Source organism: Mycobacterium persicum, assembly GCF_002086675.1.
GTDB classification, from domain to species: Bacteria; Actinomycetota; Actinomycetes; order Mycobacteriales; family Mycobacteriaceae; genus Mycobacterium; species Mycobacterium persicum.
Window position 1 is genome coordinate 42,796 of sequence record NZ_MVIF01000008.1, and the last position, 19,145, is coordinate 61,940.

15 protein-coding genes and 1 pseudogene are annotated in these 19,145 nt (G+C 64.9%); 12 read left to right on the forward strand and 4 right to left on the reverse strand.

Features of this window, described 5'->3' with window-relative positions:
- Window positions 1–315: 315 nt before the first annotated feature.
- Window positions 316–1,245: a 3-hydroxyacyl-CoA dehydrogenase family protein gene (locus tag BST40_RS04590; protein ID WP_083153615.1), complete on the forward strand. Its 930-nt coding sequence runs from the start codon at window positions 316–318 to the stop codon at window positions 1,243–1,245.
- A gap of 26 nt (window positions 1,246–1,271) precedes the next feature.
- Here the strand turns inward: BST40_RS04590 and BST40_RS04595 are convergent, their stop codons facing one another.
- Window positions 1,272–2,039 carry an IclR family transcriptional regulator gene (locus BST40_RS04595; protein ID WP_158006326.1) on the reverse strand — a complete coding sequence of 256 codons (768 nt, stop codon included), beginning with the start codon at window positions 2,037–2,039 and terminating at the stop codon, window positions 1,272–1,274.
- A gap of 52 nt (window positions 2,040–2,091) precedes the next feature.
- Between BST40_RS04595 and BST40_RS04600 the strand changes: the two genes are divergently transcribed.
- The 3 genes and pseudogenes from BST40_RS04600 to BST40_RS31470 all read left to right on the forward strand — a co-directional run bounded on the left by BST40_RS04600 (window position 2,092) and on the right by BST40_RS31470 (window position 4,528).
- A complete protein-coding gene (locus BST40_RS04600; RefSeq protein WP_083153592.1) occupies window positions 2,092–3,336 on the forward strand; it encodes a phytanoyl-CoA dioxygenase family protein in 1,245 nt (414 codons plus the stop codon).
- Between the two features lies 1 nt (window position 3,337).
- Window positions 3,338–4,144, forward strand: a pseudogene (locus tag BST40_RS04605) (enoyl-CoA hydratase/isomerase family protein); the annotation flags it as partial.
- Window positions 4,145–4,162: 18 nt separating this feature from the next.
- Complete coding sequence (locus BST40_RS31470) at window positions 4,163–4,528, forward strand: PaaI family thioesterase (RefSeq protein WP_240316751.1); 366 nt, start codon at window positions 4,163–4,165, stop codon at window positions 4,526–4,528.
- On the opposite strand, the gene BST40_RS04610 is transcribed toward BST40_RS31470, so the two are convergent.
- The gene (locus tag BST40_RS04610) at window positions 4,513–5,871 is read right to left on the reverse strand and encodes a WS/DGAT/MGAT family O-acyltransferase (RefSeq protein WP_075546571.1); all 1,359 of its coding nucleotides are present in this window, start codon (window positions 5,869–5,871) and stop codon (window positions 4,513–4,515) included. The two genes, BST40_RS31470 and BST40_RS04610, sit on opposite strands and share 16 nt — an antisense overlap.
- Before the next feature lie 485 nt (window positions 5,872–6,356).
- On the opposite strand from BST40_RS04610, the gene BST40_RS04615 reads away from it, so the two are divergent.
- The 4 genes from BST40_RS04615 (at window position 6,357) to BST40_RS04625 (ending at window position 9,109) form a co-directional block, all read left to right on the forward strand.
- Entirely contained in the window at window positions 6,357–7,661 is a 1,305-nt protein-coding gene (locus BST40_RS04615; protein WP_075546535.1) for a PucR family transcriptional regulator, read from the forward strand.
- Window positions 7,662–7,957: 296 nt separating this feature from the next.
- Complete coding sequence (locus BST40_RS04620) at window positions 7,958–8,425, forward strand: 2,4'-dihydroxyacetophenone dioxygenase family protein (RefSeq protein ID WP_083153594.1); 468 nt, start codon at window positions 7,958–7,960, stop codon at window positions 8,423–8,425.
- A gap of 130 nt (window positions 8,426–8,555) precedes the next feature.
- Complete coding sequence (locus BST40_RS30715) at window positions 8,556–8,711, forward strand: hypothetical protein (RefSeq protein WP_162877273.1); 156 nt, start codon at window positions 8,556–8,558, stop codon at window positions 8,709–8,711.
- The gene (locus BST40_RS04625) at window positions 8,663–9,109 is read left to right on the forward strand and encodes a nucleotidyl transferase AbiEii/AbiGii toxin family protein (RefSeq protein WP_116526583.1); all 447 of its coding nucleotides are present in this window, start codon (window positions 8,663–8,665) and stop codon (window positions 9,107–9,109) included. Before BST40_RS30715 ends, BST40_RS04625 begins: the two co-directional genes overlap by 49 nt.
- 165 nt (window positions 9,110–9,274) lie before the next feature.
- Here BST40_RS04625 and BST40_RS04630 read toward each other — a convergent pair whose 3' ends face one another.
- On the reverse strand, window positions 9,275–11,854 hold the full coding sequence (locus tag BST40_RS04630; protein ID WP_083153596.1) for a winged helix-turn-helix domain-containing protein: 2,580 nt from the start codon (window positions 11,852–11,854) through the stop codon (window positions 9,275–9,277).
- A gap of 322 nt (window positions 11,855–12,176) precedes the next feature.
- Between BST40_RS04630 and BST40_RS04635 the strand changes: the two genes are divergently transcribed.
- Together BST40_RS04635 and BST40_RS04640 are read left to right on the forward strand one after the other, a co-directional pair.
- Complete coding sequence (locus BST40_RS04635) at window positions 12,177–13,667, forward strand: aldehyde dehydrogenase family protein (protein WP_083153617.1); 1,491 nt, start codon at window positions 12,177–12,179, stop codon at window positions 13,665–13,667.
- 220 nt (window positions 13,668–13,887) lie between these two features.
- Window positions 13,888–15,237 (forward strand): HNH endonuclease signature motif containing protein, encoded by a 1,350-nt coding sequence (locus tag BST40_RS04640; RefSeq protein ID WP_083153598.1) that lies wholly within the window; start codon window positions 13,888–13,890, stop codon window positions 15,235–15,237.
- A gap of 233 nt (window positions 15,238–15,470) precedes the next feature.
- On the opposite strand, the gene BST40_RS04645 is transcribed toward BST40_RS04640, so the two are convergent.
- Window positions 15,471–17,126 (reverse strand): long-chain fatty acid--CoA ligase, encoded by a 1,656-nt coding sequence (locus BST40_RS04645; protein WP_083153600.1) that lies wholly within the window; start codon window positions 17,124–17,126, stop codon window positions 15,471–15,473.
- Between the two features lie 181 nt (window positions 17,127–17,307).
- Between BST40_RS04645 and BST40_RS04650 the strand changes: the two genes are divergently transcribed.
- Both BST40_RS04650 and BST40_RS04655 read left to right on the forward strand, forming a co-directional pair.
- Window positions 17,308–18,132 (forward strand): alpha/beta fold hydrolase, encoded by an 825-nt coding sequence (locus BST40_RS04650; protein WP_208618901.1) that lies wholly within the window; start codon window positions 17,308–17,310, stop codon window positions 18,130–18,132.
- Between the two features lie 116 nt (window positions 18,133–18,248).
- Window positions 18,249–19,070, forward strand: a complete 822-nt coding sequence (locus BST40_RS04655) for an alpha/beta fold hydrolase (RefSeq protein WP_083153620.1) — start codon at window positions 18,249–18,251, stop codon at window positions 19,068–19,070.
- Window positions 19,071–19,145 lie beyond the last annotated feature (75 nt).

A 19,145-nucleotide genomic window follows, 5' to 3' on the forward strand; every position in this document is an offset into this window, starting at 1 on the left:
TACGGCATCGAATATTCCGGACCTCAATACACCAGGGGGCAGGGAATGCAGGCTGCACGGTATCTGGCGAGAAGGCTGATTCGCCGGGGCTGGCGAAAAACCGCTGACCACAGCCTCCCCTATTGCCCGCATGGGACCCCGACGTGTTACGACCCTGCGCCACACGAGCGCTGCGAGCTGTAAGCGACAACTGACTCTCGCCGGGCGCACGTGCCTCGGCGTCGCGGTCACCATGACGCCTTGCGACCATTAGGTACATAGAGCTGGGCGGTTGCTCGCCGCGGCACAACCACGTCAACGGCAATGGGGCAGGGCATGAACACAGACAGGATCGGCGATGAGAATAGCGGTGCGGCGACCGAGCACTCGAGGTCCTCCGCGATTCCCGGCGACATCGAACAACGTCCCGTTCTGGTCCTCGGAGCAGGTACGCTCGGCGCTCGTATCGCCCTGATGTTCGCCCTCGGCGGCAGCCGGGTACACATCTACAACCGCACCCCGGATCGCGCCGAATCAGCCAAGCGCTTCGTGGCCGACCAGCTACCGCAGGTGCGCGACATGCTCGCCGTGACCGGGCCGCCGGGAACCGTTGAGGTCGTCACCCCGCTCGAGGATGCCGTTCGCGGGGCATGGCTGATCATCGAGTCGGTGGCAGAGGATCTCGCGATCAAGCGGAAGCTGCTGGCCGCCGTCGACGAACTCGCCGACCGGGACACGATCGTGGCGACCAACTCGTCGTCGTATCCGAGCAGCCAGATGGCCGGCGCCGTCAAGCACCCCGAGCGGCTGTTGCACATGCATTTCCTGATGCCCCCACTTGCCAACAGTGTCGAATTGATGTCCTGCGGGGCGACCGACAGCACCATCATCGACGCGCTGAAACAACTTCTGCCCCGCTACCGGCTGGCGCCGTTCGAGGTGCGGCGGGAAAGCGTCGGCTTTATCTTCAACCGCATCTGGGCCGCCATCAAACGTGAGGCGCTGATGGTCGTGCAGGAGGGAGTGGCGACGCCCGAGGAGGTCGACCGGATCTTTCAGGACGTCTTCCGCTCACCCGCCGGCCCATTCCGCATGATGGATCAGGTCGGCCTCGACGTGGTGCTCGACGTCGAGGAGCACTACGCGCAGGTCCGCGACGGCATACCCGAAGGCCCGCGCCTGCTGCTGCGCGAATACCTGGCTCGCGGGGACTTCGGAGTCAAGAGTGGCCGCGGGTTCTACTCCGACTATGGCGCCGTGCCGTAATCCACTGTGCCCAAACGGCTTTCGAGCTACTTCGGTGCACGGTTTCGGCCTGAAGGAGCGCGAGGCGTGTGGTTGGGATTTCGCAGCGCAGGAGCCCAGCCGGCGGCCAGGGTGGCGACGAGCTTGCCGTACGGTTCGATGTCGCGGCGGGTGAATCGGGTGGCGGGACCGCACAACACCAGTGCCCCCACCGGCTGGCCTCCCGGACCCAGCAGCGCCACACCGACGGCGCGGGTGTCGTCGCTGAGTTCGGCGTCGTTGACCGCCCACCCCCGCTCGCGGGCCGCCGCGAGTGCCTTTTCCGTCAGCCCCGGGTCGACCTGCCGGTAGACAGCCAAATCCGCCGGTGAGGCATGTGCGGCCAGGATCCGCAGCGCCGAACTGCTGCGGGCCGGCATTTCCACTCCCGCTCGGACGGACACCCGCAGCGTGTGGTGGCTCTCCGCGATCGCCGCGATGAGCAGGCGCTCCCCGTCGGGGATGACGAGCATCGCCGTCTCTCCGGTCTGGTCGCGCGCGCGTTCCAGCAGCGGCCGCGCGGCTTCGGTCAGCGAGCGCGTCGCCGACTTCGGAAGCGTGCCGGACAGCATCGGTGAGATGGTCCAGCGAGCCTCGGCGGTGCGGTCCAGCCAGCCCGCCGCATTCAGGGTGACCGCGAGGCGATGCACCGCGCTCTTGTCGATTCCGGTCGCGCGGGCAATGTCGCTGACGCCGACGGGCTGGCGGCTCGCAATGAATTCCAGAACCCGACAGGCATTGCGCACGGATTGGATTTCCTTGACCGAAGACGCCATGCTCCGTAGTGTAAAGAAAAACATCTGTGTTGCTTAGTAACACGGAGGGCAAATGGGAACGGACCGGGCCGGCACCGGGCTGCCGTGGGTCGACGCAATCGCGGGCTCGTTTGCGCCCTACTCGTTCACCGACTTCCACCTCGCGCAGCTGCCCGCCCTCAACAGCCGGCATGGGTTCATGGTGGTCGACGACCTCGCGGGCGCGCCTCCCCTGGCCTTCCGCATTCCCGACGGCACCACCTTCACCTGGCGAGCAATACCGCACGGAGTCGAAGCCGTCGCCGGTGACGCTGAGGCCGCCACCCTGGTCCAGTTGGACGAGGCGACCTTCTCGGAGTTCCTCCATGCCCTGCTGACCGCCAGCGGATCGGTGCGCACCGACCGGGCACGGGTCATCCGCGGCTCGGTGGACGGCTGGCGGCGCTGGGAGCCGGCCATCCGAACGCTGTTGAGCGGCATGCCGATCTACAGCGACGCGGTGTGGGACTCTCTCGTCGGCGCCGACGGCCGACCGCTGGATCTGCACCGGTCGTTTGCCCCCGACGACGACGAGGACGAGATGCAGCACTTCTTCGAGGTTGCCGGATACCTGCATCTTCGCGGCGTCTACACCGCCTCCGAAGCCGAAACTCTGGCTGTGGAAGTGGAGCAGGCGCGGGCCCGCGCCGAACCCGGCGATCCGTTCTCGTGGTGGTCGGTCAACGCCGACCGCCAGGAGGTGGTGACCCGGATCAACTACCTCGGCCGGTATTCGGATGCGCTGCAACAACTCTGCTTCGACGAGCGCCTGACCCACTTCGCTCGCTTGGCCAACCCGAACCTGAGAGTATGCGACGACCGCCTCGACGGCCCGATGGTCTTCATCAAGAACTCCCACGTAGTCCAGGGCGACGGTGACCTCGGCTGGCACGTCGACGACGGCATCGGCGGCCACCCGGTGATGTGTCCCCTGGTTCAGGCGGGCATACAACTCGACGTCGCCGACGCCGTCAACGGTCAACTCATGGTGCTGGCCGGCTCGCACCGCTACACCAAGCACTGGATGCAGTGGGGTCAGGAGGGCGCCCTTCCGGTGGTCAGGTTGGAGACCCAGCCGGGCGACCTGACATTGCACTACGGCGACACCATGCACAGCACACCGCCGCCCACCGGCGCCAACGCCGGCCGGCGGGTGCTGTATTACAAGTTCGCCGAGGAGAAGACGTTTCACTTCGTGCCGGCGGGATGCCATTACAACGACGCCCTGTTCCGGACGGACTCCAGCGGCAAGGTGGCCACCCGTGCCGCCACCTACTGAGATGCACGACGTCCTCAGACAGGAAGTCCGCAACGGCGTGGCCGTGCTTACCCTGAACCGACCCGACGCGCTCAACGCCTACACCCCCGAGATCGGCCGCCGGCTCGGCGAAGCCTATCGCTGCTGCGACGGGGACGACTCGGTGCGCGTCATCGTGGTGACCGGATCGGGATCGGCGTTCTGCGCAGGCGCCGACATGAGCGACGCCGATCCGTTCGACTCACCTACGCACAGCGACTTCTCCGCATCTCCGGTCCAGCCGGCGGCGTTCGAGCTTCGCAAGCCGGTGATCGCGGCCATGAACGGCCACGCTATCGGCATCGGGTTCACCCTGGCGCTTCAGACCGACATCCGCGTCGTCGCCGAGGAAGCCAAGTACGGTGTCGTCCAATCGCGGCGTGGCGTGATCGGCGACTGCATGTCGCATTGGACGCTTCAGCGTCTGGCCGGGCTGGCCACCGCGGCCGACCTGTTGTTGACCGGCCGAACAGTCAGCGGTACCGAAGTCGCCAGAATGGGCATCGCCGTTGCCGCCGTGCCGGGTACCGAGGTCCTGAAACATGCCATGACCATCGCGGCGGACATCGTCGAGAACGTGGCGCCCATGTCCGCCGCGCTGTCCAAGCGGCTGCTATGGGACACCGCGACCAATGGCTATGCGCCACGGCAGGTGGCCGGGTTGGAGACCCACCTTCATCGACGACTGATGGGGCGTGATGACAGCAGCGAGGCGGTTGCGGCCTATCGGGCGAAGCGCTCACCGATGTGGACGGCGTCGGTTCCGGCCGATTGGCAGGATCTTCCCGACCAGCGGGCTGACGCGCCGATGAAGCGTCACTTCGCCGAACTTCTCGGCTTCCGGTACGGGCCATCCGACGAGCAGCAGGCCGTCGTGCAGGCGATGCCGACGGCAGAGCATTGCAATGAACGCGGAACGGTCCACGGCGGATTCCTCGCGGCCCTTCTGGACGCGGCCACCGGACTGGCGGTCCATTCCGCACTCGATGAACAGCTGACGGCTCCGCATTTCGACTTGACGATTCAGTACCTGCGGCCCGCGGTTCCCGGGACACTGCTGACCTGCGTTGCGCGCACCACCAAGGCCGGTCGCCGCGTCGTCGCTTCGGAGGCGGAGGTTTTCCAGGACGGCGAAATGGTCGCCCGAGCGATCGGCAGTCACGCCGTCGTGTAGTGGACGGCACGCTCCAGGTCTTTGAGTGACGTCTCCAGATGTGCCAGCATCCGCTGCAGATGCGGCATGGCATTGCGGCATCCCACCAGACCGAAGTCGAGGCTGTCGGCGCTGCTGACCAGTGTGATGTTGAGCGCTTGGCCATTTGCCGCGATCGACATCGGATAGTTGCTCTGCAGACGAGCGCCATTGGCATACAGCGGGTTTCGGGAACCTGGCACGTTCGAGATGCACACGTTGAATGGCGGTCGCGTCGCTGACATTCCCGTCACTCCGCCCAGCACCACCGGCGAGAGCAACATCATTCCCAACGCCATCGCCTGCGGCCTGGGCATCTCGGCGAGGACTGCCTTGTTCTGCTGCATGGACGAGCTGATTGCGGCCAGACGCTGAGCGGGGTCGTCGACGTGCGTGGCCAGATTGGCCAGCACCGCCCCGACCGCGTTGCCGCCTGCGGCGTCGCCGGCAGTGCGCAGACTGACCGGAACCATTGCCACCAACGGCTTTTCGGGCAATGCGTGCTGATCGGTCAGATACCCGCGCAGAGCGCCCGCACACATCGCAAGCACCACGTCGTTGACGGAGACGCCCGCGGCATTCTTGACGTCTTTGATGCGCTGCAACGACCACGACTGGGCAGCGCAGCGTCGGGCGCCGCCGATCGGGACGTTGAGCATGGTTCGCGGCGCCTGGAACGGCAGGGTCATCTGCTGTTCGAGCACAGCGGAACGCGCCAAACGGAGGGTCGAGGCTCCAAGGCGCGGGGCCGATTTGATTGTGCTGGCCAGGGTTTGCAGCTTTGACGAAGCTCCGGCGTGCTCGTCGGTTCGAATGGGCGACGCCCACGGCGCACGGATCTCTCGGTCGAGTGGATCCGCACTGAGCGAATTCTGGAGAAAGTTGATGGTCGATATCCCATCGACGAGGCCGTGATGGATCTTGGTGTACACGGCGAAGCGTCCGTCGGCGAGTCCCTCGATGACATGGGTTTCCCACAACGGACGGTGCCGGTCGAGCATGCCGGACTGCAGACGCGATACCAGTTCGAGCAGTTCCCTTACCCGCCCGGGGCCGGGCAGTGCCGAGTGCCGCACGTGGTAGTCGAGGTCGATGTCGGTCGCCGACGACCATGCGGCACTCAGCCCTCCTGGCAGCGTCGCTGGACGCCTGCGAAAAAGAGGCTGCACATCGTCACATGCCCGGAGCCCTTCGTAGTACTCGCGGACGAATTCCCGCCCGGTGTCCTGCGGCGGATCGAACAGCTGCAACCCGGCGACATGCATAGGGTGGCCGGGCGACTCGGCGAGAAACATCATCGACTCGACAGGTGACATCAGGTTCATGGCGTGTCCTTGCGTGGGTAGTTGTTCGAAGGCCCAGACCACAGGCGCGGCGGCGGCGCCGTGCTTGATCATGGGCGAAAAAGCTAGCCGCGCAACGGCTATGAAAGCTCGTGCCGGCGCGCCAACAGCGATCCCGAAGATTGTGAGCGGATTACAAACGCACCCCCCGCGGTCCCGCTTTTACCCCCGGGCACCGAGGATGGCGCAAAACAGGTTCTCTCGGATCACTCCAGCTGTGCAGACCCAACCTGTTCATCGCATTCGCGCACCCGGTCCCGGTGTCACGACTGTCTGTCCTTCATCGCGTCGGCTGGGCTTGACCACAAGGTCTACCCGGCTGAACCGGGCGATGGCGGCGTCGGCGAATCGTGTCATCGCTCGGCGTCGGATACGTCGACACGCCGCGGCGGGCGCCGGCTCGTTCCTCGCACCAACATTGCCGATCTCCGTTGTGACGTAGTCACAACGGAGTATGTTAAGCCGCCATGGAACCCGCGTGGGAACCACTACGTGAGCCAGACGCCGAGAACGTCTGGAAGGAGCTGCTGCGCCCGATAGCCGCCGAACTGCGTGCTGCCGCCGCGGAATTGGCGCAACGGTGCGTCACCCAGATGCAGACGGAGATGCCGGTCCTATTTCCCGACCCGCAGTCCGTCAGGGAGAACACGGTCAGCACCGAGGCGGGCATCCGCCAACTGGCCGACATCATCGACGTGGCCGGTGACCCTCGCGACGTCGAATTGCCCGCACCGACCCTGGCCATTGCCCGAGCAGGCGTGGTGCGCCAGATTCCGCTGGCCAATTTGATGCGGTTTTACCGGCTGGCCCAAACGTTGCTGTGGCAGTGGATGTGGGACCGGATCACGGCGGCCGCCACCGACCGGACGCAGCAGGCATTGGCGTTTCGACTCGCCACCAGTTGGATGTTCGGCTACGTCGACGCGGCCTTGAACCGCGCGGAGCAGGCCTATGAGGCCGAACGCGAGATCTGGCTGCGTAACACCGCCGCGGCCCGCACGGACGCCATCGACGACATTGTGGCGAGACGCGAGCGTGACCCGCAGCGGGCGTCCAAACGGTTGCGCTACGACGTCAATCGCCACCACGTCGGGGTGGTCGCCTGGGTCGATTCGGCACCGGAGCACCGCGACGCTCAGTCACCGCTGAACGGGGCGCTCACCACGCTTGCACGCGAGATGCGGGCCGACACAACCCTGATCCACCCGGGCGGCTCTCTGGTGGCATTCGGCTGGTTTAGCTGGCGAAGCGACATTGGCACAGCCGGTTTTGACACCACAGGCGTCTCGACACGTCGGCCCACACTTCCGGATGGTGTTCGCGTCGGTATCGGCGAGCCCGGACATGGACTGAAGGGCTTCCGCCGCAGTCATATCGAAGCATCCAATGCCCGTCGGGTCGCGTCGCTGGCCGGCGCCCGCGCCGGCACGCTGACGCATTACCGGGACGTTGCGGTCGCCGCGCTGGCCAGTTGCGACGCCGAACACGCGGCGTCGTTCGTCCATCGGGTGCTTGGTCCGCTGGCCACCGACGACGAGGCGACCTACCGGGTGGCTACGACGTTGTCGGTGTACCTGCAGGAGAACCGCAGCCGGGTCCGAACGGCGCAGCGGCTCACCGTGCATCCCAACACGGTCAGCTACCGCGTTGACCAAGCCGAAAAGATCCTCGGTCGCAGCATCGACACCGACAGCCTCGACCTCGCGGTGGCCCTGGTGCTACTGCCCACGCTGCCGGGGCTCATCCGCGAGCGCCGCGCCGCCGAACCGTGACCTGCCTCCGAACCGTTCACCACAACCAATTGCCCTCGGGTGTAAGAGATTCCGCGGCAGGGCAGTGCACCTCGTGGCGCCGCGCCACCGGTTGACCAGCCGCTCGGGCAAAGCATCCTGAGCCTTCGTCACGGGTGAGCAAGCCGGCGTGGCTCCATCCGCTCGCACTGTGACGTGAACACAAGCGGGCGCACCAACCTTAGCGTCGCGCGCCAAGGAATTAGCCGCAGCCGCCCTTACCGTTTCAGTCAGTTGGCCGATTGGCCACCAACGATGAAGAAGCAAGGAGCACCCCGATGCAAACGCTGCAAGAGCTCGACGTCAACTACATGAGCGGCGCCGACAATCCCTGGATCCCCTTCACCCCGCTCACCGACAAGGTGTTCCTCAAGTACTGGAAGGTCGACCCGGTTCGCGGCGAGATCATCGTCTCGATGAAGTTTCCCGGCGGGCTCGAGCTGCCCCCTCACTACCACACCGGCATCGTGATCGGGCACACCGTATCCGGGGCTTGGTGCTACCAGGAAAACAACTGGGTCTCCCGCGCCGGCGACACCGTCTACGAGGTGGCCGGCTCCAGGCACACCCCAGAGAGTGTGGAGGATACCGAGGTGTTCTTCGTCATCGTTGGCGAGTTGCTGTTCATCGACGAGAACAACACCATCCTGTGGCAGGAGAACCACAAGACCTCCATCGAGCGCTACACCACCTACTGCGCCGACCACGGCATCCCAGCCCGCGACCTGACGAGCTGGGACGCGTAATAGACCGGGCGGTCGGCCGAAGCCCTGCTGCAACACCGCCAGTAGGCGGCGCAGGGCGGCCGGCCGCATCCGTGCTAACGAGGTCAGGCCGGCGGCGGAACTTTCCGCCCAAAACTGAGACAATCGCCTCGTGCCCACCGAGCCCCCCAGCCCACGACCGACCGCGCCGAAACCGCGGCAGCACGTCACGGCCGAGGATCTGGAGAGGTTCGGCGACGAGGAGCAGGTGCGCTCGGCGTGGGACGAGAGCCGGCTCCGCGACGAGCAACCGCCGCATCACCATTAGCGTGCCGCGCCGACCCCATCCCAACCGCCGGGGCTGCGCGGAGGCTACCGTGCGCGGCGTTCGATTCGGCCAGTATCCCGGGCCTGCCCGCGTTCGCCGCATCAAAGACCGCGAGATGGGCAGACCGACTCGCACCTCGCGACCTCTGGGACCTCTGGGCGCTAAGCCGGCTCGGCGCAATCGACGCGACCGCTGCCGAGCTGTTCCGCCGATACGGACCTACCGACAAGCCCCCGGCGCCGCACCTGTTCAACCGCGCCGCGTCCGACGCCGACTGGCAGTCACAGCGGGCCGGCCAAACCCGCCTCAGCATCTCCGCGGTGGAAGCGCTCACAGCAGTACGTGAGGCTTGGCGGCAGGCGTTGCTACCCACAGGAACCCTCATCAACGACGAATAGCCGATGACGTCGAAAACTCGGTCTTGAAAAGCATTCTCAGCAGGCGAGGGGCCGCCACCAGTGCCGCGCGGCGACCGAGAGCTGTATGCCACGATGGCCCGGGGAACTGGAGCCGACATCGCCGGCTGCCGCGGGTGGACTTCGAGTCAGCCGCGATTCCGCGCCCTAGACGGTTGAGACCTTAAGCGATGCCGCCATATTCGACGCCGCCGTACTTGACACGAAATCCCGGACACACTGTGACGCCGGATCGGAGGAACTGAATTCCTCTGTTGCCGCGGTGTCCTGCGCGAGGCGGAGCAGCTGCGGTCCCTCGTCGATGAGCAATCGGCTAAATCCAAGCGCGGCACAGGTTCTCAGCGCTGGCGCTAGGACGCGCCGCGCTTCGTCGGTCTCGCCAGCTGTCGAGAGGCAGAGCGCCAATTGGAGCGTGGCGCCCAGGTGTGCACGCGGGCGCTTGCCCTGGTCGACATGACGAAGTTGGGCGCGGGCCCGCTCGCAAGCTGCCCCGACCGCCGAGTGGCTGCCGTCGCGCAGGAGCAGTCGGACTTGTGAGTCTTCCCTGAGTTCGGCTGTCTCGTAGCCGATTCCGTCGAGTGCTTGTGCACTTTGACCCATGACTCGCGCAGCGAGCCCCTCGTCGATCTCGTCGGTCGACATCGCGGCTAATCGAACCCGCTCATAAATGAGGCGAGCTTCGAGTCGTGGTAGTCGCGCTGCGGCTGCAATTTCCAGGCCTTCGGCGATACGACGGTCTGCGGCGGGCTTGTCGCCGCGCGCCATTTTCAGCCGTGCTCCCGTCCCGAATGTCGCGAACATGATGTCGACGATTCCACCCTCGGCGCCGAGTTCGTAGGCGTCGTCGAGCAATGCCTCGGCTTCGTCGAGTTGACCGCGTTCGTAGAGAAGCTGCCCCAGCAACGAGCCGGCGAGCTTGGCGATATAGGTGGGGCGACCGGACGGCAGCAGCGCGATTCGGATGCCTTGTCGCAGGTGCGCTTCGGCGCCGGCGACGTCGAGCCGCTCGTTCGCGGCGATCGCGGCAAGACAGTGTCCGTAGGTAACGCTGAGTGCGCCGGAGGTCTTCTGATGGAATGGTCCTGCCCACTTCTGCCAGCGAAGCGCGTCATCGAAGTCCCATACTCGAAGCGCACAAAATGAGGCGAGATCGGCTGCGCGGCAAAGAATCCAGGGGCGCAGTGTATCGGCCCGGTCCACACATGCCTGTACCGCGACATCGGCAAAGGGGTGGACGCGATCCTGGAAGGCGGCGAGTATTGCGACAAGGAGGTCCAATTCGGCGCGCAGGTCGCCGGCCTGATCGCTCGGAACCGAGTCGACGGCGTTCTCAGCCAATCGAAGCGCTTCCAGCACCCCCGCCGAGCGGCTCAGTGCAACGTTCGCCCAGGCAAGGTCTGCCTGCAGCCTGGGGCGCACCTCGGCGTATTGCGCCGGCAACTTGGCCGCAAGCCCGATCAACGTATGCATCTTGTTCTGTTCGTGCAGATCCCCGGCCGCCTGCTCGACAGCGTCGACCGCTTGCCGTGCGTCGCCGGCGAGCAGCAACTGATCGACGGCCGGGCTGAGCATCTGGTGTTCGATAAACCACTGCGCGGCTCGGCGGCGTAGCCCCGGTATGCGGTCAACCGCGTCACGCTCGAGGCGATGCAGCAGGTACTCGGCGAACAGGTCATGATATTGAAACCACGATCCTTTAGCATCGATCCTGCGCAGGAATAGATTGCGCTTTTCAATCTCTTCGAGGAGGCCCTGGCTGTTGTGGTTATTGGTGAGCGCCGTCGCCAACCCGCTGCAGATCTGGTTGGTGACGCAGGTCGACATCAGGAAATCGAGGAGATCCGGCTCAAGGCTGTTTAAGACGTTGGACGCCAAATAGTCGTCTATTGCTTCGTGTGCGTCATGTCGCCCGGACAGATTCTCGATGAGCGCGGCCGGGTCAGCCTGGTCGCGAAGCGACAAGGACGCCAGTTGCAGGGCGGCGGCCCGTCCGCCGGTGGACTCCTCGAGTTCGGCGACATTGGCGGGCGTGAGTTTGAGACCGCGTCGCTTGACCAGCAGCGCCCGGGACTCGTCGATATCGAACTTGAGAAGTGACTCGTCGATTTCTGTGAGCTCCCCCTGGGCCGCCAACCCGTCGAGCGGAAGGCCAGAACGCGTACGACTTGTGACAACCAAATGTAGGTGATGGCAGCCATTCTCAATTAAGTACGCCAATGCGTTCATCGTCTCGCTGTTGTCCACCAGATGCCAATCATCGATCACCAGCGCGAGGGTTTGTTTATCGGAATGTAGGCCATGGAGCAAGGCGTAAAGGACATGTTGTTGTACATTTTCCAAATGCCCTTCGAATTCTTGCTGTAGCGTGTCAGCAAGTTCTGGGAGGGTAGCGCGGACCGCCTTAATCAGGTGAGTGAGAAACCAAACCGCGTTGTTGTCGTCGCTATCTATAGCCAACCATGCGGTCTTCACTTTCTGCTTGGTGAGAGTTTTGACCCACTGCTTGGCGACGGTGCTCTTGCCGTAACCGCCCGGCGCGTGGATCAGGACCAGCTTTGGTCGTGGCCCCGACCCGAGCCGGTCCAGGATTCCTTGCCTCGGCAGGTCTGCGCGCCTCCAGTCGGTGTACGCGTGGAACCCGCTGATGAGTGCCGCGATGAGCACCGGACTCAGAATCGCCAGGGTAAAGCCGATGATGGTCAGGTAGGAGCCGAGAACCGCGGCCATGGTGGGAATCTCTTTCTCCGTACGGCGGATCGGGTGAGCCTGGTGTCGGCGAGGAAATCGTCGACTAGCTCGTCGCAACAGACGGCATGGCCGAAAGATATCGCGGTCATCACGTCGATCGCTGCTCCCCGAAGGGGGTGCTTTTGTCTCCTTTACGGATCATTGCCCAGACCGACACAGCGGTGCACAAGCTTATTTCCGGCAGGTGAGTTACCCGAACCCTCCGTTCGGGCGATGGTGCTTCGCGGTGCCGCCCCTGTTGACTTGATCCCGACTTGAAATCGGAGGCGTCAACGTGGCAACGGACATCAAGCACTATCAAATGTTCATCAACGGAAAGCATGTCGACTCGGACGAGATGGACGAGATCCGCGACCCGGCGACCGAGGAAGTGTATGCCACGATAGCCCGGGGAACGGCCGAGCACGCCGACGCCGCGGTGGCTGCGGCGCGCGCGGCATTCGAGTCAGGCTCATGGTCGCGGTTGACTCCAGCCGAGCGATCGCGGGTGCTGACCCAGATCGCCGAGCGCCTAGGCAACGAGATCGAGGACCTCGTCGAGCTGGAGATCCACGCCAACGGCGCCACGGTGCGGCAGGCGACGGGTTTCCATGTCGGCTACGCGGCGCCGCACTTTGCGTACTTCGCCGAGCTTGCCGCCTCTTACCAATGGGAGCGGCAGGTGACGACGCCCGCCTTTCCGACGCTGTCGACGAACGTGATACGCCATGAGCCGCTCGGTGTCTGCGCCGCGATCGTGCCCTGGAATTTCCCTCTGCTGCTGGGCATTTGGAAGATCGGCCCAGCGCTGGCGGCCGGCAACTCGGTGGTCATCAAGCCCGACGAAAAGACTCCGTTGACGCTGCTGCGCCTGTGCGAGATCGCCCACAAATGCGGGGTACCCGACGGTGTCATCAATCTTGTCACCGGTCCCGGCGCAGAAGTGGGGGCCAGGTTGGCCGAACATCCTGATGTCGACAAGGTGGCGTTCACCGGGTCGACCGCAGTCGGCCGCGAAATAATGCGCCTGGCGTCGGGAACCGTGAAGAAGGTCTCCCTCGAGCTCGGCGGCAAGGGCGCGCAGGTGCTGCTCGACGACGCCGACCTCGACGTCGCCATCGACGGGGCACTGTTTGGCTGCATGCTGTACTCCGGCCAGATCTGCGAATCGGGCACACGCTTGCTGGTGTCCGACAAGATGTACGACCTCGTCGTGGACCGCCTCGTCGACCGCGCCTCGGCGCTCAAGCTCGGGGACACGACCGACTTCAATACCGACGTAGGACCGGTCATTTCCGCCAGACAGCGCGACCGGGTGCTGGCGTTCCTGGACAGCGCGAGGCAAAGCGGCGCCAAGGTCGCTCTCGGTGGCGGCGCGCCGCTGGGAGAGCGGTTCACGAAGGGCTACTGGATCGAGCCGACAATCCTCGCCGAAGTCAGCAATGACATGGAAGTCGCGCGGGAGGAGATCTTCGGGCCGGTCCTGTGCGTCCTGCGCTATACCGATGAAGCCGACGCGATCCGGCAGGCCAACGATTCGCCGTACGGCTTGAGCGCCGGGGTGTGGAGTACCGACTACGAACGTGCGATCGCAGTCGCATCGCAGCTGCGCGCCGGCACAGTGTGGATCAACAACTGGCACCAGATCGATACGGCACTGCCGTTTGGCGGTTATAAGCAAAGCGGTTTGGGCCGCGAGCTCGGCCCGCACGCGCTCGACGAGTACACCGAGACCAAGCATGTGCATATCGATCTCACGCAGAAGGTCGAGCGCCACATCTTCAATGCGCTGCTGTCGGAGCCACGCGCGTAGCAGACGCTGCCGGGCAGACGCTGCCGGTTCTCGTCGTGACTGCGCGCCGGACGCCGCGGACATTGATGCCACGGTTTGCGGAGCGCCGTCCCAGTCGTCACTTCAGTAACGCGAGCTGGGCGGCACTCGGCCGTGAAACGCGATATCGCCCGCGATATCAACAGGTTTGGGCCTTCGCGCCGATCAGAACATGTCGGTGCCCCCTCGTAGAATCCGGGGTATGTCAGCGAGCACGCGTGAGGAGATCGTGGCAGTCCTTGATGCGTCTGACGACTCCCAGGACCAGTTGTGCGGGTTGACGTTTGATGCGCTGACGACCCCGGAGCTGCTGCGGGTGATGGAGCGCCTGGAACGCCGGGAGCGCCGCTCACGATCGGTGCGCCATGTGCTGATCAACCACCTCGCCACCCGCGCCGGCGAAGAAGAACTCGGCGGCAAACTCCCAGCGGCATTGGCCGATCGGCTGCGCATCACCAAAGCCGAAGCCAACCGCTGGATCGCCGAGGCCGAAGACCTCGGCCAGCGCCGGGCGCTGACCGGGGAGCCGTTGGCGCCGAAGCTGACGGCGACCGCGGCCGCCCAACGCGCCGGGATGATCGGGGACGCGCACATCCGGGTGATCCGTGACTTCGTCTCCCATCTGCCCGCCGCGGTGGACCCCGGCACCCGCGAGGCCGCCGAAAAAGACTTGGCCGGCAAAGCGTGTGACTTCCGCCCCGACCAGGTGGCCAAGTACGCCCATGAGTTGATGGCGCTGCTGCACCCCGATGGCGACTACGCCGAGGAAGAACGGGCCCGCAAACGCGGCCTCATCCTCGGTCGACAGGAATACGACGGTATGTCGCGCCTCAGCGGCCTGATCACCCCCGAACTACGGGCGTTGCTCGAAACCGCCTGGGCCAAACTGGCCGCGCCCGGCGCGTGCCATCCCGAGGACGACACCCCAGTCTTGGAGCCCGACCCGGGCCGCCGCGACACCCGCAGCCAACCCCAACGCCAGCATGACGCCCTGGCCGCCGGTCTGCACGCGCTGTTGGCCTCCGGGGACCTGGGCAGCCACAACGGGCTACCCGTGTCGATCATCGTCACCACCACGCTGAAAGATCTGGAAGCCGCCGCCGGGCGGGCCCGCACCGGCGGGGGCACCCGGGTACCCATGTCGCAGCTGATCCGCTGGGCCGCCACGTCGCATCACTACTTGGCCGTCTTCGATCAAGCCAAACCGCTGGCGTTGTTCCACACCAAGCGCTTTGCCAACCTCGCCCAGCGAATCATGCTGGCGGCCAAGGACGGCAGCTGCACCCGCCCCGGCTGCACCGCCCCGGCCTACCACAGCCAAGCCCATCATGTCAGCGGCTGGCCCAACACCCACTACACCGACATCGGCGACCTCACCCTGGCCTGCGGCGTCGATAATCGCCTCGCCGAAAAAGGTTGGACGACTCGCAAGAATGCAAAAGGTGACACCGAATGGCTCCCGCCGGCCCACCTCGATCACGGCCAACCGCGGGTCAACACCTTCCATCATCCCGAGAAACTCTTCGCACCCGACGAGGATGGCGACCCTTAGGTTCAGCCATCAACAGGACCTCCCGCGGCGAATCCGCATGCGCACAACGACTTCGAGCAAACCGAACCGCCGGGCCTTGGTGTGTGCGATCCCCGCACACGTCCACCCCATGCTCTGCTCGACCGCCGGCAGGGCGCCGCAGCGCGTGCTCGTCGCGATCAGCCTGACCTCCGACGAACTTATGGGCGCGGCGTGGCTCGTGCCTAATCACGTTGAGCCGCAAGGCTATCCGATCAAGTCTTGGTGGACTTTTTGGCGACGACCGGCCGCCGGCCGGGCAGCTGCCCGTCGGAGAGCAGTTTGCGCAGCTCCTTCTTGTTGAACTTGCCGACGCTGGTTTTGGGAACCTCGACGATGTAGGCGTACTCGTCGGGAAGCTGCCACTTGGCGAACTGGGCCTTGAGGTGCTCGTTGAGCGCTTCAGGCGTTGCGGCTTCGGCGGCGTCGACCACTACGCACGGCAACGGTCGTTCGGTCCAGCGTTCATCAGGCTTGGCGATCACCGCAACCTCGAGCACCGCCGGGTGCGACATCAGCGCGTTCTCCATCTCTATCGACGAAATCCATTCGCCGCCAGACTTGATCACGTCCTTGGCGCGGTCGGTGATGTGGATATAACCCAGGGGGTCGATTGTCGCGACGTCTCCGGTGCACAACCAGCCGTCATGGAATTTCTCGAGCCCCGCCTGCCCGTCGAGGTAGTAGCCAGACGCGATCCAGGGGCCCGCGAGCTCCAGCTCGCCGCTCTGCTCGCCGTCCCATGGCAGCTCGTTTCCGGATGGGTCGACGATCCGGGCCTCGACAAGCGGGCTGATGCGTCCCGTCTTTGATCGATAGCGCCACAGCTCCTCGCCGGTCGCACCGGCCGGCGCTTCGGCAACCGCTACCAGCGGACTGGTTTCGGTCATGCCGAAGCCCTGGATGAGCGGCGTGCTGAACGCCTCTTCAAACCGTTCCATCAGCGATCTCGGCACAGCCGCCCCGCCGCAGACGACCCGTCGCAGTGTCGACAGTGCCGCCGGCTTGTCCTCAGCTTTGCGCAGCACGTCGCTCCAGATTGTCGGCACCGCAGCGGCATACGTCACACGCTCGGATTCGATCAGCTTCACCAATGGGTCGGCCTGAAGAAAACGGTTCGGCATGATCAGCGGCGCGCCGATCATCCCGCAGGTATACGGCAGGCCCCACGCGTTGGCATGGAACATCGGAACGACCGGAAGGACACGATCGCTGGAACGCACGTCGAGGGTGTCCGTCAGGCACTCGGCCATGGCGTGCAGCACCGTGGAGCGGTGCCCGTAGAGCACGCCCTTCGGGTTGCCGGTGGTGCCGCTGGTGTAACACAGGCTGGCCGCAGCCCGGCCGTCGAGCTCGGGATAGTCGTAGCCGTCAGGCTGATCGGAAATCAGCTCCTCATACCGGCAGACGTTGGGAAGGCTTCCGCTGCTGCCGTCGCCGATGACAATGAACCGCTCGACGCCGCCGATCTCGGGAAGGACCTTCTCGAGCTGCGGAACAAGCGAATCGTCGACGATGATCACCCGGTCTTCCGCGTGGTTGACGACGTAGGCCAGCTGCTCGTCGGAAAGTCGAATGTTCAACGTGTGCAAGACGACACCCATGCAGGGCACCGCAAGATAAGCCTCCAAGTGCTGCTGGGTATTCCACGCGAACGTTGCCACCCGGTCGCCGGGCCGCACACCGAAACCATGCAGAGCGTTGGCTAGTCTGTCGGCTCTGCGAACCACGTCGCCGTACGTGGTTCGAGTGGTGTTCCCGTCGGCGTCGAGCAGTGTGACGACTTCGATCTGGGAGTTCATGGTGCGCATGCGCCGCATGACGTGTTGAAGAGTGATCTCGAACTCGTTTTGGACTAGCGATTCCAACATCGGATTCTTCTCCTCCGGACACAGCGAAGCGGCTCGTCCATGCAAGTCAACGCTATGGACCACCTTGCTCGTGGGCGATCTCCCATCCGTAGGAACTGCCTCTCCCGACCGGCTTTCCAGCCCCAAAGTGGCCTCCTCCGGCAGGTAACGTCCGCGCCGGATGACTTCACAGAGGAGACCAATGAGTACACGCCCAAGTCAGGAGCAGGACTTGGAGACGCGCTTCGTCGACGTCGCCGGCCGCCGAGTGCGGATCGCGGTACGAGAAGGCGACGGGAGCCGTCCCCCGCTGCTGCTGTGCAACGGACTCGGGGTGAGACTCGAGGGACTCCAGCCGTTCGTGGACGCGCTGCGGCCGCAGACGGGTGTGATCCGCTTCGACGTCCCAGGGATCGGGGAGTCGCCGACCCCGTTGCTACCGTATCGGATGTGGGGAATCGCGCGGCTGACAAGCCATTTGCTCGACGTCCTCGAAGTTCCCCAGGTGGACATTCTCGGCGTCTCCTGGGGAGGAGCTCTGGCACAACAGTTTTCGTTCCAACATCGTCACCGGTGCCGCAGGCTGATCCTGGTCAGTACCGCTCTGGGTGTGTTGGGAGGTATACCCGGCCCCCCGCGGGTGATCCCGGAAATACTTTCCCGCCGGCGTTTCGACGACCCCGAACACGCCCGGCGGATCGCACCGAAAATCTATGGCGGCAAGGCTCGTTCGGAAAAGCAATCAATTCCCATCTTCACGCACATGCGCAATGACCGGCGCGGTCTGTTCTACCAGCAGCTCTCAGCGCTGGGCTGGACCAGCCTTCCGTTTGCCCCCCTGATTCGCCAGCCGACGCTGATCCTGACCGGAGACGACGATCCGGTCATTCCAGCGGTGAACGGCAGGATGCTGCGCCAGGCGCTGCTGAACTCTGAGCTCAAGATTTTTCACGACGGTCACCTGGGACTGGTGACGAGTGCCGACGAGCTCGCCCCTATCGTCGAGGAATTCCTTGATCGGCGATAGCGCGCGAATAGTCGCGTTCGGGGTATAGCGGTGCAACTTCGGCGACCGCCAGCCCGATCGACCGACCAACCGGTCGCAATGACCCGTTACCGCAACCCAGCGCAGGGAGAAAAATGATGAATTCCGTTCGCGGCCAGCAAGAGCCGGACTTCTCGACGAGCTTCGTCGCCGTCGACGGCCGTCGGCTCCGGGTCGCCGTCCGAGACGGCGACGGTAGCCGCCCACCGTTGCTGCTGTGCAACGGTCTTGGGGTGAGCCTGGAGGGACTCCAACCCTTCGTCGATGCCCTGCCGCCCCAGACCGGCGTGATCCGCTTCGACGTCCCAGGGGTAGGCGAGTCTGAAACACCATCACGGCCGTATCGGATGCGCGTGCCGGCAAAGTTGACGAGCCACCTGCTCGATGCGCTGCAGGTGCCGATCGTCGACGTGCTCGGCGTCTCGTGGGGAGGAGCGCTGGCACAGCAGTTCGCATTTCAATACGGTCACCGGTGCCGCAGGCTGATCGTGGTCAGTAGCACTATGGGCCCCCCGATTCCAGGCCGGCTGGGTGTCGTACGCGAAATGCTTACCCGGCGCCGCTTCGACGATCCCGCCCACGCCCGTCAGGTTGCGCCCACGATTTATGGCGGCAAGGCCAGGACGGGATCCCCGACACCTGCCATCTTCGAGCACATGCACAACGATCGGCGCGGTCTGTTCTACCAGCAGCTCGCCGCGCTGGGTTGGACAAGCGTTCCGTTCGCCCGATCGATCCGGCAGCCGACGCTGATCCTGACGGGTGACGATGACCCGATCATTCCACCGGTGAACGGAAGACTCATGCGCGCACTACTTCCGAACGCAGAGCTGCACGTCTTCCACGATGGTCATCTCGGGCTGGTGACGAGTGCCGACGAGCTCGCCCCGATCGTCGAGGACTTCCTCGATCGGCCCTAACCCGCGAATACTCCCCATTCGGGGTATAACGGTCCATCCTCCGACGGCTTGTCGCGCAATCTCGCACGTCGCACG